At 57.5% G+C, this 14,917-nt stretch carries 18 protein-coding genes; 8 read left to right on the forward strand and 10 right to left on the reverse strand.

All coding sequences use genetic code 11. The features are described from left to right. Window positions 1-29: 29 nt before the first annotated feature. The 7 genes from ACEN2J_RS05370 to ACEN2J_RS05400 all read left to right on the forward strand — a co-directional run bounded on the left by ACEN2J_RS05370 (window position 30) and on the right by ACEN2J_RS05400 (window position 7,491). Window positions 30-1,805, forward strand: coding sequence for an acyl-CoA dehydrogenase C-terminal domain-containing protein (locus tag ACEN2J_RS05370; RefSeq protein WP_442103899.1), 1,776 nt, complete (start codon window positions 30-32; stop codon window positions 1,803-1,805). Window positions 1,806-1,864: 59 nt separating this feature from the next. Beyond that, window positions 1,865-2,077: a hypothetical protein gene (locus ACEN2J_RS05375; RefSeq protein ID WP_442103901.1), complete on the forward strand. Its 213-nt coding sequence runs from the start codon at window positions 1,865-1,867 to the stop codon at window positions 2,075-2,077. A 275-nt stretch (window positions 2,078-2,352) separates the two neighbouring features. Then, window positions 2,353-2,988, forward strand: coding sequence for a glutathione S-transferase family protein (locus ACEN2J_RS05380; protein WP_442103902.1), 636 nt, complete (start codon window positions 2,353-2,355; stop codon window positions 2,986-2,988). Between the two features lie 71 nt (window positions 2,989-3,059). Then, window positions 3,060-4,271: an acetyl-CoA C-acetyltransferase gene (locus tag ACEN2J_RS05385; protein ID WP_442103904.1), complete on the forward strand. Its 1,212-nt coding sequence runs from the start codon at window positions 3,060-3,062 to the stop codon at window positions 4,269-4,271. 21 nt (window positions 4,272-4,292) lie between these two features. After that, window positions 4,293-4,763, forward strand: coding sequence for a cupin domain-containing protein (locus ACEN2J_RS05390; RefSeq protein WP_442103906.1), 471 nt, complete (start codon window positions 4,293-4,295; stop codon window positions 4,761-4,763). Window positions 4,764-4,825: 62 nt separating this feature from the next. Continuing rightward, window positions 4,826-5,293, forward strand: coding sequence for a hypothetical protein (locus tag ACEN2J_RS05395; RefSeq protein ID WP_442103908.1), 468 nt, complete (start codon window positions 4,826-4,828; stop codon window positions 5,291-5,293). Further along, entirely contained in the window at window positions 5,290-7,491 is a 2,202-nt protein-coding gene (locus ACEN2J_RS05400) for an FAD-dependent oxidoreductase (RefSeq protein WP_442103910.1), read from the forward strand. Before ACEN2J_RS05395 ends, ACEN2J_RS05400 begins: the two co-directional genes overlap by 4 nt. 30 nt (window positions 7,492-7,521) lie before the next feature. On the opposite strand, the gene ACEN2J_RS05405 is transcribed toward ACEN2J_RS05400, so the two are convergent. The 4 genes from ACEN2J_RS05405 to proC all read right to left on the reverse strand — a co-directional run bounded on the left by ACEN2J_RS05405 (window position 7,522) and on the right by proC (window position 10,410). Beyond that, entirely contained in the window at window positions 7,522-8,196 is a 675-nt protein-coding gene (locus ACEN2J_RS05405) for a sulfotransferase family 2 domain-containing protein (protein WP_442103912.1), read from the reverse strand. 131 nt (window positions 8,197-8,327) lie between these two features. Beyond that, window positions 8,328-9,251 (reverse strand): 2-hydroxyacid dehydrogenase, encoded by a 924-nt coding sequence (locus ACEN2J_RS05410; protein WP_442103928.1) that lies wholly within the window; start codon window positions 9,249-9,251, stop codon window positions 8,328-8,330. Window positions 9,252-9,277: 26 nt separating this feature from the next. Next, window positions 9,278-9,610 (reverse strand): tRNA-binding protein, encoded by a 333-nt coding sequence (locus ACEN2J_RS05415; RefSeq protein WP_442103914.1) that lies wholly within the window; start codon window positions 9,608-9,610, stop codon window positions 9,278-9,280. After that, entirely contained in the window at window positions 9,607-10,410 is an 804-nt protein-coding gene (gene proC, locus ACEN2J_RS05420) for a pyrroline-5-carboxylate reductase (RefSeq protein ID WP_442103915.1), read from the reverse strand. Before proC ends, ACEN2J_RS05415 begins: the two co-directional genes overlap by 4 nt. A 150-nt stretch (window positions 10,411-10,560) precedes the next feature. Here proC and ACEN2J_RS05425 point away from each other — a divergent pair, with 150 nt between their 5' ends. Continuing rightward, window positions 10,561-11,589, forward strand: a complete 1,029-nt coding sequence (locus ACEN2J_RS05425; RefSeq protein ID WP_442103917.1) for an NADP-dependent oxidoreductase — start codon at window positions 10,561-10,563, stop codon at window positions 11,587-11,589. Between the two features lie 197 nt (window positions 11,590-11,786). On the opposite strand, the gene ACEN2J_RS05430 is transcribed toward ACEN2J_RS05425, so the two are convergent. From ACEN2J_RS05430 to ACEN2J_RS05455, 6 genes are all read right to left on the reverse strand, one after another. Beyond that, the gene (locus ACEN2J_RS05430) at window positions 11,787-12,287 is read right to left on the reverse strand and encodes a YbjN domain-containing protein (protein ID WP_442103918.1); all 501 of its coding nucleotides are present in this window, start codon (window positions 12,285-12,287) and stop codon (window positions 11,787-11,789) included. 401 nt (window positions 12,288-12,688) lie between these two features. Continuing rightward, a complete protein-coding gene (locus ACEN2J_RS05435) occupies window positions 12,689-12,985 on the reverse strand; it encodes a 50S ribosomal protein L23 (RefSeq protein WP_137192966.1) in 297 nt (98 codons plus the stop codon). Next, a complete protein-coding gene (gene rplD / locus ACEN2J_RS05440; RefSeq protein WP_442103919.1) occupies window positions 12,982-13,602 on the reverse strand; it encodes a 50S ribosomal protein L4 in 621 nt (206 codons plus the stop codon). The genes ACEN2J_RS05435 and rplD overlap by 4 nt, the downstream gene beginning before the upstream one ends. Beyond that, on the reverse strand, window positions 13,592-14,437 hold the full coding sequence (gene rplC, locus ACEN2J_RS05445) for a 50S ribosomal protein L3 (RefSeq protein WP_442103930.1): 846 nt from the start codon (window positions 14,435-14,437) through the stop codon (window positions 13,592-13,594). Before rplC ends, rplD begins: the two co-directional genes overlap by 11 nt. An 11-nt stretch (window positions 14,438-14,448) precedes the next feature. After that, on the reverse strand, window positions 14,449-14,757 hold the full coding sequence (gene rpsJ, locus ACEN2J_RS05450) for a 30S ribosomal protein S10 (protein WP_050521166.1): 309 nt from the start codon (window positions 14,755-14,757) through the stop codon (window positions 14,449-14,451). Between the two features lie 79 nt (window positions 14,758-14,836). Continuing rightward, window positions 14,837-14,917: hypothetical protein (locus ACEN2J_RS05455; RefSeq protein ID WP_082525877.1), on the reverse strand; the 81-nt coding region annotated here is incomplete at its 5' end.

The following is a 14,917-nucleotide window of genomic DNA, read 5'->3' on the forward strand; positions in this document are numbered from 1 at the left end:
GCATCCAAAAGATACCTATGGAGAGTCCGATGCCGATCTATAATGCCCCCGTCCAAGACATTCAGTTTGTGTTGCAAGATGTTTTGCACGTCACAGACTCTGGCGTGCCGGGGTATGAAGAGCTGGAAGCCGATTTCACCAGCGCGGTATTGGAAGAGGCAGGCAAAGTAGCCCGCGATGTGCTGGCGCCCCTGAACCTGTCGGGCGACCAAGAGGGCTGCACGCTGGAAAACGGTGTTGTGACCACGCCCAAGGGGTTTGACGCGGCGTTCAAGGCGATGAAAGACGGCGGTTGGACCGCGCTGGATTGTGACCCGAACTATGGTGGCCAAGGCCTGCCCTATCTGATGGGAACTGCGGTGGGCGAGATTTTCGTCTCGGCCAACATGGCGTTCAACATGTACCAAGGCCTGACGCATGGCGCCTATTCGGCGATCCACGTGCATGGCACGGATGATCAAAAAGCCAAATATCTGCCCAAAATGGTATCCTGCGAATGGACCGGCACGATGAACCTGACCGAGCCGCATTGCGGCACCGATCTGGGCCTGATGCGCACCAAGGCCGACCCGCAAGACGATGGGTCTTATGCGATCACAGGGCAAAAGATATTCATCTCGGCGGGTGAGCATGACTTGGCGGAAAACATCATCCACTTGGTGTTGGCCCGCGCGGCTGGTGGGCCGGATGGCATTAAAGGCGTGTCGCTGTTCATCGTGCCCAAGTTTTTGGTGAATGACGACGGCAGCTTGGGCGAGCGCAACGGCGTGTCTGTCGGCTCGATTGAACATAAGATGGGCATCCACGCCAACGCGACCTGCGTGATGAACTATGACGGGGCCAAAGGCTGGCTGTTGGGCGACCTGCACAAAGGCATGAAGGCCATGTTCACCATGATGAACGAGGCGCGTTTGGGCGTGGGCCTGCAAGGCTATGCCGTGGCCGAAGCCGCCTATCAAAACGCCGTGGCCTATGCACATGACCGCCTGCAAGGCCGTGCGGTAACGGGCGTTGAAAACCCCAGCGGCCCTGCCGATCCGCTGATCGTACACCCCGACATTCGCCGCAACCTGATGGATCAGAAAAGCTTTGTTGAAGGCGCGCGGGCCTTTACCTTCTGGGGCGCGCATCTGATCGACCGCTCGGTGCGCATGGGCGACGAAAAGGCCGAAGGGTTGATTTCCTTGCTGACACCGGTGATCAAAGGCTTCCAAACCGACAAAGGGTTTGAGATGGCCGTGCAAGCGCAACAGGTTTGGGGCGGGCATGGGTATGTTGAGGAAAACGGCATGAGCCAGTTTGTCCGCGATGCCCGTATTGCGCAAATCTATGAAGGCGCGAACGGCATTCAGTCGCTTGACCTTGTGGGCCGCAAACTGGCGCAGGACGGCGGCAAGCATGTGATGGCCTTCTTTGAGATGATCAAAGGCTTTATCAAGGAAAACCAAGATGATGCGCGGATGCAGCCGTTCACCGATGCGCTGAAATCAGGGTCCAAAGACATGCAGGCCGCGGCGATGTATTTCATGCAAAATGGCGTAAAAAACCCGAACAATGCCCTGTCGGGGTCCTATGACTTCATGCACCTGATGGGGCATGTCTGCCTTGGGTTCATGTGGTCGCGGATGGCCAAAGCTGCTTTTGCCGCGCAAGATGCAGGCACCGGCGACGCAGGCTTCTTGGCGGCCAAAATCGCCACGGGCCGCTACTATATGGCACGCCAATTGCCCGCGACCGCTATGCATCTGGCCCGCATAGAATCTGGTGCCGAACCTGTAATGGCGCTGGCCGCCGAGGCGTTCTAAGGTAAGGTAGTGCGGTGCGCTAAAGCACCCCCTACGGCCTGCCGATATTGGAGTTCTCTATGCCCAAACGCTTTCGTCTGACCCGCCGTTTTCCGGTCGCCATGACCGAAGATGGCTATCGTCGGCTCAAGAAATTCGCAAATGAGGCGGGGCTGGATGAAGGCGAAGCGCTGTCGTTTCTATTTGAAAATTTCAACTCGGTGATCGACCATAATACGCTGACCCACCGCATGCGCTTGTTCAACTCAGAGCTGGAGGCCCGCAAAAAATAACGCTTGGCATGGGGCAACCGTTTTTAGGTATTTGAGCCAAGATGAAATACCCAAGAATGCGCCCCGGTTCAGGGGATCGGTCCAGCGTCGGTGAGTTCTTCACATCAAGACCGGGGCGACTTCACCTTGGGCGGTCATCGGCTCCTCAGCCTGTACCGCAAAAACAACGCTATCGCGCCATGGTTAACAATTCGTTATTCATCTTGGCGCAAATACCTCACGGGGGTGCGGGGGTGTGAAACCCCCGTCCGCCCCATCAAAAGGAGACTGAACCTATGTCTGCGAAACTCTATTGCTTTGGCGAAAGCGGCAACGCTTACAAGGCGGCACTCGCCCTCACCTTGGCCGATATGGAATGGGACCCCGTCTATGTCGACTTTTTCAATGGCGAAAGCCGAACCCCTGCCTTTCGTGCGATCAATGAAATGGGCGAAGTGCCTGTACTGATCGATGGCGATGTCACCCTGTCGCAGTCGGGCGTCATCCTAGATTACATAAGTTCCAAAACTGGCAAGCTGGGCGGGCGTTCTGCGGCCGAGCGGCGCGAGGTTTTGCGCTGGTTGTTTTGGGACAATCACAAGCTTTCGGGCGTGGCCGGTGCCACGCGGTTCTTGATGAACTTCCTGCCCGCGGATAAGCGGCCCGAGGCAGTGATCGCGTTTAACCAAGGGCGGCTAAAGGCAGCCTATGGCATTTTAAACGACCATCTGGCCAAGTCCGATTGGATCGTTGGGGATCAGGTTACGATCGCCGACCTCTCGTGCTGCGGCTACCTGTTTTACAAAGAGCCTTTTGGCTTTGATCGCGCCGACTGGCCCAATATCGACCGCTGGCTTGATCAAATTGCGGCGCTGCCGGGCTGGAAACACCCCTATGACATGATGCCCGGCAATCCGTCTGACCGCGCCTGATCCTAACCTCAACGCAATGCTGCGGCCACCAAACAGGTGACCTATACAGTCTACGACCGGGAGAAACCCATATGACCGAAGCCTATATTTATGACGCCGTTCGCTCGCCCCGTGGCAAGGGCCGTGCCGATGGAAGTTTGCACGAAGTAACCTCGGTCGCGCTATCGGCCAAGGTGCTGAATGCGGTAAAGGCGCGCAACGGTTTAGAGGGCCACGCGGTTGAGGATGTGATTTGGGGCAATGTGACCCAAGTCGGCGAACAGGGTGGCTGCCTTGCGCGCTCGGCTGTGTTGGCCTCGGATCTGGACCAAAGCATCCCCGGCCTTGCGATCAACCGCTTTTGTGCAAGCGGCATGGAGGCGGTGAACCTTGCCGCCAACCAAATTCGTGGCGGAGCTGGTATGGGGTATATCGCCGGCGGCGTGGAAATGATGGGCCGAGTGGCGATGGGCAGTGACGGGGCGGCGATTGCCGTCGACCCCAGCCTTGCCATGAAAACCTATTTCGTTCCACAAGGTGTTTCCGCGGATATTATCGCTACTGAATACGGCTTTACCCGTGAAATGGCCGATGCTTTGGCGGTTGAAAGCCAATGGCGCGCAGCGCAGGCTTGGGCCGAGGGCCGCTTTGCCAAATCAATAATTGAGATCAAGGATCAGAACGGCCTGACCATTCTGGACCGTGACGAATACATGCGCCCCGCCACCGATATGCAAAGCCTTGGCGGCCTGAAGCCTGCGTTCAAGGATATGGGTGAGGTGATGCCCGGTTTCGACAAAATTGCCATGATGAAATACCCGCATCTGGCGCAGATCAACCATATCCACCACGCCGGCAATTCCAGCGGTATTGTTGACGGCGCGGCTGCCGTGCTGATCGGCAATAAGGAATTTGGCGAACGCTACGGGTTGAAACCCCGCGCCCGCATTCGGGCCACGGCGAAAATCGGCACAGACCCGACGATCATGCTAACCGGCCCCGTGCCTGTGACGCAAAAGATCCTCGCCGATCACGGGATGGCCATTTCCGACATTGATTTGTTTGAGGTGAATGAAGCCTTTGCTGCCGTCGTCTTGCGGTTTCAGCAGGCGTTTAACGTCGATCCCGCGATCGTCAACGTCAACGGCGGCTCTATCGCGATGGGCCACCCTTTGGGGGCCACTGGCGCTATCATCATCGGCACGCTTTTGGATGAGCTGGAGCGCGCAGATAAAGAAGTCGGCCTTGCCACGCTGTGCATCGCGTCGGGCATGGGGGCCGCAACGATTATTGAGCGGGTTTAAAACCAGAAACAGAGGTGCAGAATGCCAAAACTTGATCTGACCAAAGTGCCGGTCAAAACCGGTTCGATCTATCCTGAACCCTATGCAAGCCAGATGACGGGGCGGTCTAGCCTGCGGTTGGCCGATGCAGGTGGGCTGACGCAATTCGGGGCCAATTTGGTTATCTTGGCCCCCGGCGCGAAATCAAGTCTGCGCCACTGGCACCTGCATGAAGACGAGTTTGTGATGATCACAAAGGGCGCCTGCACGCTTGTGCAAGATGCTGGTGAAACCCCAATGACAGTGGGCGATTGCGCGGCCTTTCCGGCGGGCAGTACCGATGGCCATCATTTCATCAACCACACCGACGCCGAGGTCCGTTTTTTAGTTGTCGGCACCAAGGCCCGGCATGAGGTGGCCACCTATAGTGATATTGATATGGTTGTCCGCCTAGATGCCGGCACCGCCCGGTTTACCCATAAGGACGGCACAGATTGGTCGGGCCCCAAATGACCCGACAAAGCCCGCCCCCGGTACAAAGCCTGCGCAAATGCCCAAACGAACAGGAGGCATAAATGGACGCGGATGAAATCCTTCAGGAATACCTCGACGTTATCTCGGATGCGGTGATGGCCCAAGATTGGGAGGCCTATCAAGGCAAGATCATGCTGCCGCTGCAACTGATCACCCATACCGCAAACATCAACGTCGCAACCCCCGAAGAGCTGCGCGCGGGGTTTGAAGCGTTTTGTCAAACCTTGCAGATGCAAAAGGTGACCCATTACGTCCGATTGGTCGAAACAGCCAAACGGCTTGACCAAGATCTGATTACCGGCCGCTATGTTTCGCATCTGATGGCAGGCGCACACCGGATCCTGCCACCCTATACCTCACAAATGACGCTGCGGCGACACGGCGGCGTTTGGCGCGCCGTCTCTATCACCAATTCGCTGGCAAATTCACGCTGGCCCTTTGTTGGCATTCAAGTCGCCGAGACAGACCCCACAGCCGAAATATCCCCGAACGAAGGACCGATAGAATGAGCGACTTTACCTATGCCCAAGATGCAGACGGCGTGGCGACGATAAGCTGGGACACCGTTGGAAAATCGATGAACGTGATGTCGCAAGAGGCGTTCATGCAGCTGGACGGATTTGTCGATCGCGCACTTGGCGATACGGCGGTTAAAGGCATCATCATCACCTCGGCGAAAAAGGATTTCGCAGGCGGGATGGATTTGAACGTGATCGCCAAGATGAAAGAGGACGGCGGCGATAACCCTGCACAATCGGTGTTCGACGGTGTCATGGGCATGCACGCCATTCTGCGCAAGATTGAACGCGCGGGCATGGACCCAAAAACCCTGAAAGGGGGCAAGCCGATTGTCGCGGCCTTGCCGGGCACAGCGCTCGGGATTGGGTTGGAAATTCCGCTGTCGTGTCACCGCATAATTGCGGCCGATAACCCCAAGGCCAAGATCGGCCTGCCTGAAATCATGGTTGGCATTTTCCCCGGTGCGGGTGGCACAACGCGGCTTGTGCGCAAAATGGGCGCGATGATGGCGGCCCCCTTTTTGCTGGAAGGTAAGCTGTCAGACCCCAAAGCCGCCAAAAATGCAGGGCTGATTGATGAGGTCGTCGCCCCCGACGCGCTTCTGGCCCGCGCCAAAGAATGGGTTTTGGGCGCATCGGATGCCGATTTGGTAAAACCGTGGGATGCCAAGGGCTATAAAATGCCCGGCGGCGCGCCCTACAGCCCGGCTGGATTTATGACCTTTGTCGGCGCCTCGGCGATGGTGCACAGCAAAACCATGGGCGTTTACCCCGCCGCCAAGGCGCTGCTGTCGGCGGTGTATGAAGGCGCAATGGTGCCGTTTGATACCGCCCTGAAAATTGAGGCGCGGTGGTTTACCTCGGTGCTGATGAACCCATCGTCCAGTGCGATGATCCGCAGCCTGTTCATCAACAAAGAGGCGCTGGAAAAGGGCGCGGTTCGGCCCGCACAACCCGACCAAACCATTAAAAAGGTTGGTGTTATTGGCGCGGGCATGATGGGCGCAGGCATTGCATATGTCGCGGCCAATGCGGGTATTGAGGTCGTGCTGATTGATGCCAAGCAAGAGTCTGCGAACCATGGCAAAGCCTATTCTGCGGGAATTTTGGACAAAGGCATCAGCCGCAAAAAGGTGACCGAAGAGAAAAAGGCCGAAGTGCTGGCCCGCATCACCGCCACCACCGATTATGCAGCGCTTGCAGGTTGTGATCTGATCGTCGAGGCGGTGTTTGAAGATATGGGCGTAAAGGCCGAGGTGACAAAAAAGGTTGAAGCGATTGTTGGCCCTGACTGCATTTTCGCGACCAACACATCCACTTTGCCGATTACCGACTTGGCCCATGCCAGCGCGCGCCCGGATCAGTTTATCGGCATCCATTTCTTTTCACCTGTTGATAAGATGCTGCTGGTCGAGGTTATTCGCGGCAAGGCGACGGGCGACCGCGCCGTTGCCAAGGCGCTTGATTTCATTCGGCAAATCCGCAAGACGCCGATTGTGGTCAATGATGCACGCTTCTTTTATGCGAACCGCTGCATCATCCCCTATATCAACGAAGGCATCCGCATGGTTGCCGAAGGGGTTGAACCCGTGCTGATCGAAAACGCCGCGAAACTGGTGGGTATGCCGCTGGGGCCGCTGCAATTGGTCGATGAAACCTCGATCGATTTGGGCGTGAAAATCGCCAAGGCCACGCGGTTGGCGATGGGCGATGCCTATCCTGACGGCGCGGTGGATGAGGTGCTGTTTGCCATGGCCGACCAAGGGCGTTTGGGCAAAAAATCCAACGCCGGCTTTTATAGCTATGACGACAAAGGCAAGCGCGCAGGGCTTTGGGACGGCTTGGAAGCCGCCTATCCGGTGACCGAGGAGCAACCCGAATTGACGCTGGTGCAACACCGCCTGCTGATGGCCCAAGTGCTGGAGGCCGTGCGCGCATTGGAAGATGGCGTGCTGATGGACATCCGCGAAGGCGATGTGGGCGCCATTCTAGGCTGGGGCTTTGCGCCATGGTCTGGGGGGCCGCTGTCTTGGCTGGATATGATCGGCGCACCCCGCGCGGTTGAGATTTGCGATGCGCTGACGGCCGAGTTTGGTGAGCGGTTTAAGGCGCCTGCCCTGCTGCGTGATATGGCGGCCAAAGGTGACGGTTTCTACAGCCGCTTTGCCCCGCAAAAGAAGGCGGCCTGAAACGCGTTTTGGTAGAGCAAGGGCAGCCCTTTAGCGGGGGCTGCCCTTTACCTTATCATCGAACCCATAGTCAAAGCGCGCAATATCCTCGGCGCAAAGCGTCGCCAACAGGCCTGCATCAGCATCAGAATAATATCTGCGCCAATCGGCATCGCGCGTTGACGCATTCGCCCGCGCCAATGGGGTTAAGGCAAATCCAAGATGCGCCTCAAACGGCGCGATATCATCCTCAATATGTTCCAGCCGTAGATATAATGAGCACCGCTCTTGCCCCCCGGCATCGCGCATATAGGCGCTGGCGGGCCATGATTTGAAAGCGGATTGGGTTTGCTGGTGATTCAAGAAATCACTAAAGTTCAAAACCTTAGACAGCGTCACGGCAGGGTGAGCAAAGGCTTGGTGGCGCAGCCAATGGTAATAGCTGACCGCGCGATCCCAAGGGTTGCGCACCAGTGTCAGCGTGAACATGGCGGCGAGATCGTTGGGCGTGACCAGCCCGTCAATATCGGCGAGGGTTGAATGCTTCCAAAGCCGCCCCGCCGTATTAAGGCCGCGCAGCCGCCCTTTGCGCGCCTGCGCTTTCGGCGTATCGCCTATCAAAATATCGTCTTTCATCGCTCTTGCTTCGAGGGCAAGCGTCAACGCCGTGCCGCCGGTCTTGGGGATATGCACAAAAACGTAGTTGCGCCCGCGCGACATAATCATCTTAGGCGCGCGCCACGATTGGGGGCATTGAGCCCCCAGCCGTAGCGTGGGGGCGCTCGCCTGCAAGGGCGGGTTGGCACATAGGTCAGGGCCTTCGGCGAGGATATTTGGACCGAACAGAAAGCCATGGCCTAGACAAGATTTGGAAGGGGTTTACCCTCAAAAAACGCAAGCAGGTTGGAGACGGCCATCAGACCCATATCTTCACGCACCGCGAGGGCGGCCGTGCCGAGATGGGGCAATAGGGTTGTGTTTTGCATGGCGATCAACTCGGGTGCGATTTGGGGTTCATGCTCGTAAACGTCCAAGCCAGCACCTGCAATCACCTTGGTTTTCAGGGCTGTAACCAGCGCGTTTTCGTCAACGATATCACCACGGGCGATGTTGATCAGAAAGGCGGTGGGCTGCATCTGTGACAGCGCCGCGGCATCGATCAGGTGATAGGTGTCGAGGTTTGCGGGTACAGCGATAACCACGAAATCGGCACCAAGAGCCTGCGCGAAATCGACTTGTTCGGCGGGCGCGCCCGGGTTGGGCACAGGCGAACGGTTGAAAAAGCGCACGTTCATATCAAAGCCATAATGCGCCCGCTTTGCGATGGCTTTGCCGATGCGGCCCATCCCGATGATGCCAAGGGTTTTTCCGCTCATATGGGTGCCGAGCAGTTGCGTCGGATGCCAGCCTTGCCAGTCGCCTGCCCGCAGCATCCGTTCGCCTTCGCCAGCGCGGCGGGCCGTCATCAGCATCAAGGTTAGGGCGATATCGGCGGTGGCATCGGTCACCGCGCCCGGCGTATTGGTGACAAGGATACCGGCGGCCTTGGCGGCAGCGACGTCGATATGATTATATCCCACGCCAAAATTCGCCAAAAGGCGGCAGCGGGCGGCGTGGCTTTGGGCAAAGACATCGGCCGTGAAGGGGTCGCCCAGTGTCGGCAGAACCGCGTCATATTGGTGCAGGCAATCGATGCAGGCTTGCGGTGACAAGGGCGTGGTATCTTCTCGGATTGTCAACGAAAAATGGCGGATGGCCTCGGTGATCACTTTATCGGGCATCGGGCGGGTGATGAAGACTTCGGGTTTCAAAACAGTTTCCCCCCTAGTGGGACGTCGTGGCTGGGGCCGATAAGCACAACTTCGCCAGCGGCATCGGGCACGCCCAACACCAGCACTTCGGACATCACTTTGCCGATTTGGCGCGGTGGAAAGTTGACGACGGCCAGCACTTGCCGCCCGATCAACGCTTCGGGCGTGTAATGTGCAGTGATCTGCGCGGAAGAGCGTTTTTCGCCGAGGTCGCCCCCGAAATCGACCCAAAGCTTATACGCAGGCTTGCGGGCCTCGGGGAAGGGTTCGGCGCGGGTTATGGTGCCAACACGGATATCAACGGCGGCAAAGTCATCATAGGTGATCATTCGCCCAGCTCTTTGCTGCGGTCACATGCTGCGGTGACGGTACGGGTCATCAGGTCGGGCAATTCCGCCATCAGTACGGCCAACCCTGCCGCCGTTGTGCCTCCCGGAGACGTGACGTTGATGCGCAACTGGGCCGCCGTTTCGGGCGCTTGGTGGGCCAACTCGCCGGCGCCGCAAACGGTCGCGCGCGCCAATGTCATCGCCAAGTCGGGCGCAAGACCGACGGCCTCACCCGCTTGCGCCATCGCCTCGATCATGTGGAACACATAGGCGGGGCCAGAGCCGGACAGGCCGGTGACTGCATCCATCTGATGCTCGCCTTCCAGCCGCACCACCTGCCCCACCGCACCCAGCAGGGCCTCGGCCAGTTGCAGATGCGCCTCGGTTGCATGGAGGTTGTGGCACATCGCCGTGATGCCGCGTGACACGGCAGCAGGGGTATTTGGCATCGCGCGGATAATCGGCGTTTGCGCCCCCAAAACCTGCGCATAATGCGCAAGCGTCACACCCGCGGCGACCGAGAGGAACAGGGTCGTTCCATTGCCCAAAGCGACAAGGCTGGGCAAGGCTGCACCCATCATCTGCGGCTTTACCGCCACCAAAACGATCGCCGGATCGACGGGCAGGCCTGCGTTTAAATGCACGCCTGTGGCCTTTAGCCAATCACTTGGGTTGGGGTCATTCACCCAAACACTTTGCGCCGCGATGCCGGTTTCCAGCCAGCCTTGCAGCATCGCCGAACCCATTTTGCCACAGCCCAGTAAGACCAGCCCACGCGTGTTGATTTCGTCCAAATTCATATAACCCCCTGCGATTTGGGTTAAGGTTAGCCTGTAAAATCAGAAAGCTGTATCCCTTTTTTATGCGCAGGGGCGATTACGTGCCCCCCCTGTTTTCCGCGCTCAATCCGCCCTATGCTGCTGGAAATCCATCACACCAAAGGACGCCCCATGCCGCAAAATGATCAGATCAACCGCCGTGTCGTGCTGGCCCAACGCCCCAAGGGTGCCCCCGATGCCAATACATTGCGGTTAGAGGAGGGCGCTATTCCAACGCCTGGGCCGGGGCAAATGCTGTTGCGGTCGGTGTTTTTGTCGCTTGATCCCTATATGCGTGGGCGAATGAATGATGCGAAATCCTATGCCACGCCGGTGGCCTTAGGTGGGGTGATGACGGGGCAAGTGGTGGCCGAGGTGGTGCTGTCGAACCTAGACGCCTTTGCGCCGGGCGATCATGTTTTGGCGGGCAGTGGTTGGCAAGATTACGCCCTGTCTGACGGGGCAGAGGTGCTGAACCTTGGGCCAACGCCCGCGCGGCCGTCGTGGTCGCTGGGGATCATGGGGATGCCCGGCTATACTGCTTACGCGGGGCTGCTAACGATAGGCGACCCAAAGCCGGGCGAAACGGTGGTCGTTGCTGCGGCCTCGGGGCCAGTTGGGGCCACGGTGGGGCAGATTGCGCGGCTCAAGGGCTGCCGTGTGGTGGGCATTGCGGGCGGGCCTGAGAAATGCGCCCATGTGGTGGATGTGCTGGGCTTTGACGCCTGCATCGACCACAAAGCCCCCGATTTTGCCGAGCAACTGCGCGCCGCCTGCCCTATGGGGATTGATGTGTATTTCGAAAACGTGGGCGGCAAGGTGCTTTATGCCGTGCTGCCGCTGCTGAACGCCTTTGCCCGTATGCCGGTGTGTGGCGTGGTGTCGTGGTACAACCTGCCCAGCCTGCCCGATGGCCCCGATATGGGCCCTGCAATTATGGGCACCATCCTGCGGATGAAGGTAAAAGTGCAAGGCTTTATCATCTTCGACAGCTTTCCCCGCAGCCTTTATGCCGAGTTTGTGCGCGATATGACGGGGTGGTTAGAGGCAGGCGACATCCACTATACCGAAGAGGTGATCGACGGTCTGGAAAACGCCGCCGAAGGGCTTTACGGCCTGCTGGACGGGCGCAGCTTTGGCAAGCGGGTGGTGCGGTTGTAGGGCTGCTACGGCGTGGCGTGCAACGGGGCACTGCACGCTGTTTAAAATTTGTATAGAGCGGCGGTTCCACAAACCCCGTTCAAAACGGAACATGTTGTTGAAGATTTTGTTGGGCGACAAAAGGCGCTGCGCAGCCTGTTGTTGCTTACAAAGAAACGTACCAACACGCACCCGTCAGGCAGAGCACGCTTAAGCCGTTAGGCCCGCCCGTATGCTTCGGCAATCGCGACTTTCATCGCGGCTTCGGGGGTGTGGTCGGCCCATGTGACCAATTGGAACGCGGGGTAAAACCGCTCTGCCGCCATGACAGCGCTGGAAATCAGGCGATCGATCTGTTCCGGTCCGGCAATTTGCCCGCCCGCAAGGCACAGCCCATAGCGCCAGACCATCAGTTTTTGGTCGCCCCACCACGTAAACGCGCCGGTCCAAACCATATCATTGCAGCGGTTCATAACGTCATAAAGCTCGGACATCCGGTTTGCAGGTGGTTCCATCTCAAACGTGCAGATCAGGCGCAGGGTTTCATCCTGTGCCGACCATGCCAACGTCAGAGAATAGGTGCGCCACTGTCCCTCAACCGCCATAGCGATTTGATCATCGGTAACGCGGTCAAACTCCCAAGCGTGGTGCTCGGCAAGCGTTTCTACGATGTCGATAGGGTGGACATCGTCTGCGTTATAGTCTTCTGAAAGCGACATGCTCTGCCTCGTTTTTTATACCCCTCGCCGCAATGCCCGCAATACAAAGGCCTGCCACAAGAAGCTGGGTGTTTGGCAAGGAACAGCGTTTTGCCAACAGGCCTCTTACTAGATATAGTGTTTGAAGAACGAAACCCTGTAAAGGAAATTTTAGCAATTCTTCTGTGGACAAGTCAGAATTGTTATGCCGTGGCGCGCCACGCAGCTTTTCAAGGCTTGAAAGCCGACATTTCGCCAGCGCGTTTTTGAGGACAATAAAACCGCGCCGTCAGCCTCACCCCTTAGAGGCAACTCGCGCCTAGGTGGAACATCTAGGTGCGTTCTGTCAGGAGGCGAGCGCGCGCGCCCCAAAGCAAAAGGCCCCGCAAATGCAGGGCCTTTCTAGTGTCAGTCTATGGCAATCAAAGGCCGGTCGATACGTCGATCGTGTTGCCTTCTTCAAGCGTCACATAGGCTTTTTTCTTGTCGGAACGAACGCCTGGGCGTCCTTTGAACCGCTTTACCTTGCCTTTGGTGATGGTCGTATTCACGGCCTTCACTTTAACGCCAAAGACAGCTTCAACAGCTTCTTTGATCATCGGCTTGGTTGCGTCCATCGCCACTTGGAAAACAACCGCATTGGCTTCAGAAGCCAAGGTTGCTTTTTCAGTGATGATCGGCTTGCGGATCACGTCGTAGTGGTTTGCTTTCACGCTCATTTCAAACGAGCCTCCAGTGCTTCGATACCTGCTTTGGTGATCACCAGCTGATCACGTTTCAGGATATCATAGACGTTTGCACCCATGCTTGGCAGAACATCGATCGAGTCAATGTTGCGCGCTGCAAGAGCGAAGTTACCGTCGATTTCGGCACCGTCGATGATCAAAACACGCTTCCAACCCAACTCCTTCGCCATTTTGGCAAGCGAAGATGTTTTGGAATCTGTCATCGTGGCAGTGTCGAGAATGATCAGCTCACCCGCTTTGGCCTTGGCCGACAGCGCGTGACGCAAACCAAGCGCACGGAACTTCTTGGGCAGATCATGCGCATGGCTGCGCGGTGTCGGGCCCTTGTAGATACCACCGTGACGGAAGATTGGCGCGCCTTTGTCACCGTGACGTGCGCCACCGGTGCCTTTTTGGCGGTAAATCTTCTTGGTCGAGTAGCTTACGTCCGAACGACCCAGCGTCGAGTGTGTGCCAGCTTGGGCACGGGCCCGCTGCCAACGCACAACACGGTGCAAGATATCGGCGCGTGGCTCAAGACCAAACAGCGCATCATTCAGATCGATGGAACCGGCAGTGCCGCCGTCCAGCTTGATGACATCAGCCTTCATTGTTGTCGCCTCCTTCAGCTGGAGCATCCGTTGCTGCTGCTGCTTCCGCTGCTTCTTCGGCTGCTGCCGCTTCTGCTGCCAAAGCTGCTGCGCGTACTGCTTCTTCTTCAGCTGCTGCATTTGCTGCTGCTTCAGCCGCAGCCTTTGCTACTGCTGCTGCCGAACGCAACGCCGCCGGGAAAATCGCGTTCTCGGAAACGGCTTTCTTTACCGCGTCCTTGATCGTGACCCAACCACCTTTGGAACCGGGCACAGCGCCCCGTACCATGATGATCCCACGGTCGCTGTCAGTCTTGATAACTTGCAGGTTTTGCGTGGTAATACGTGCCGAACCCATGTGGCCCGCCATTTTCTTACCTTTGAAAACCTTGCCAGGATCCTGACACTGGCCCGTAGAGCCGTGCGAACGGTGCGAAACCGACACACCGTGAGACGCCCGAAGACCCCCAAAGTTGTGACGCTTCATAGCACCTTGGAAACCCTTACCGATCGAGGTGCCCGAGACATCGACGTACTGACCTTCAAAGTAGTGGTCAGCAATGATCTCTTCGCCCACGTCCAGCATGCAGTCCGGTGTGACGCGGAATTCAGCAATTTTACGCTTCGGCTCAACGTTAGCCTTGGCAAAATGGCCGCGCATCGCAGCAGTGGTCCGCTTGGCTTTGGCCAAACCAGCACCCAACTGAACGGCGGTATAACCGTCGCGATCAGCTGTGCGCTGTGCCACAACCTGCAGGTTGTCGAGTTGAAGAACGGTTACAGGAATCTGTTTGCCGTCTTCGAGGAACAGCCGGGTCATGCCCAGCTTCTTTGCAATAACGCCAGAGCGCATAATCTGATGCCCCCTTATACTTTAATTTCGACGTCAACGCCAGCAGCGAGGTCGAGCTTCATCAGCGCGTCCACGGTCTGTGGTGTCGGGTCGACAATATCGAGAAGACGCTTGTGCGTCCGGATTTCCCACTGGTCACGCGACTTTTTGTCGATGTGTGGACCACGGAGAACCGTGAATTTCTCAATTTTGTTTGGCAGTGGAATCGGACCGCGCACGGTGGCGCCAGTGCGTTTCGCAGTGTTTACGATTTCCTGTGTGGAGGCATCCAGCACCCGGTAATCGAAGGCTTTCAGCCTGATACGGATCGTTTGACTTGACATAGTTATGTGCCCTTTAGGCTTGGCGGGAAATCAGGCCCGATGTTTTGCAACACCGGGCCCGACCCCTCTGCCAGTATAATTAAGCGATAATTTTCGATACCACGCCAGCGCCGACGGTACGGCCGCCTTCACGGATGGCGAAGCGCAGTTTTTCTTCCAT

Source organism: Pseudorhodobacter sp. W20_MBD10_FR17 (genome assembly GCF_052119765.1).
Classification (GTDB): Bacteria; Pseudomonadota; Alphaproteobacteria; order Rhodobacterales; family Rhodobacteraceae; genus Pseudorhodobacter.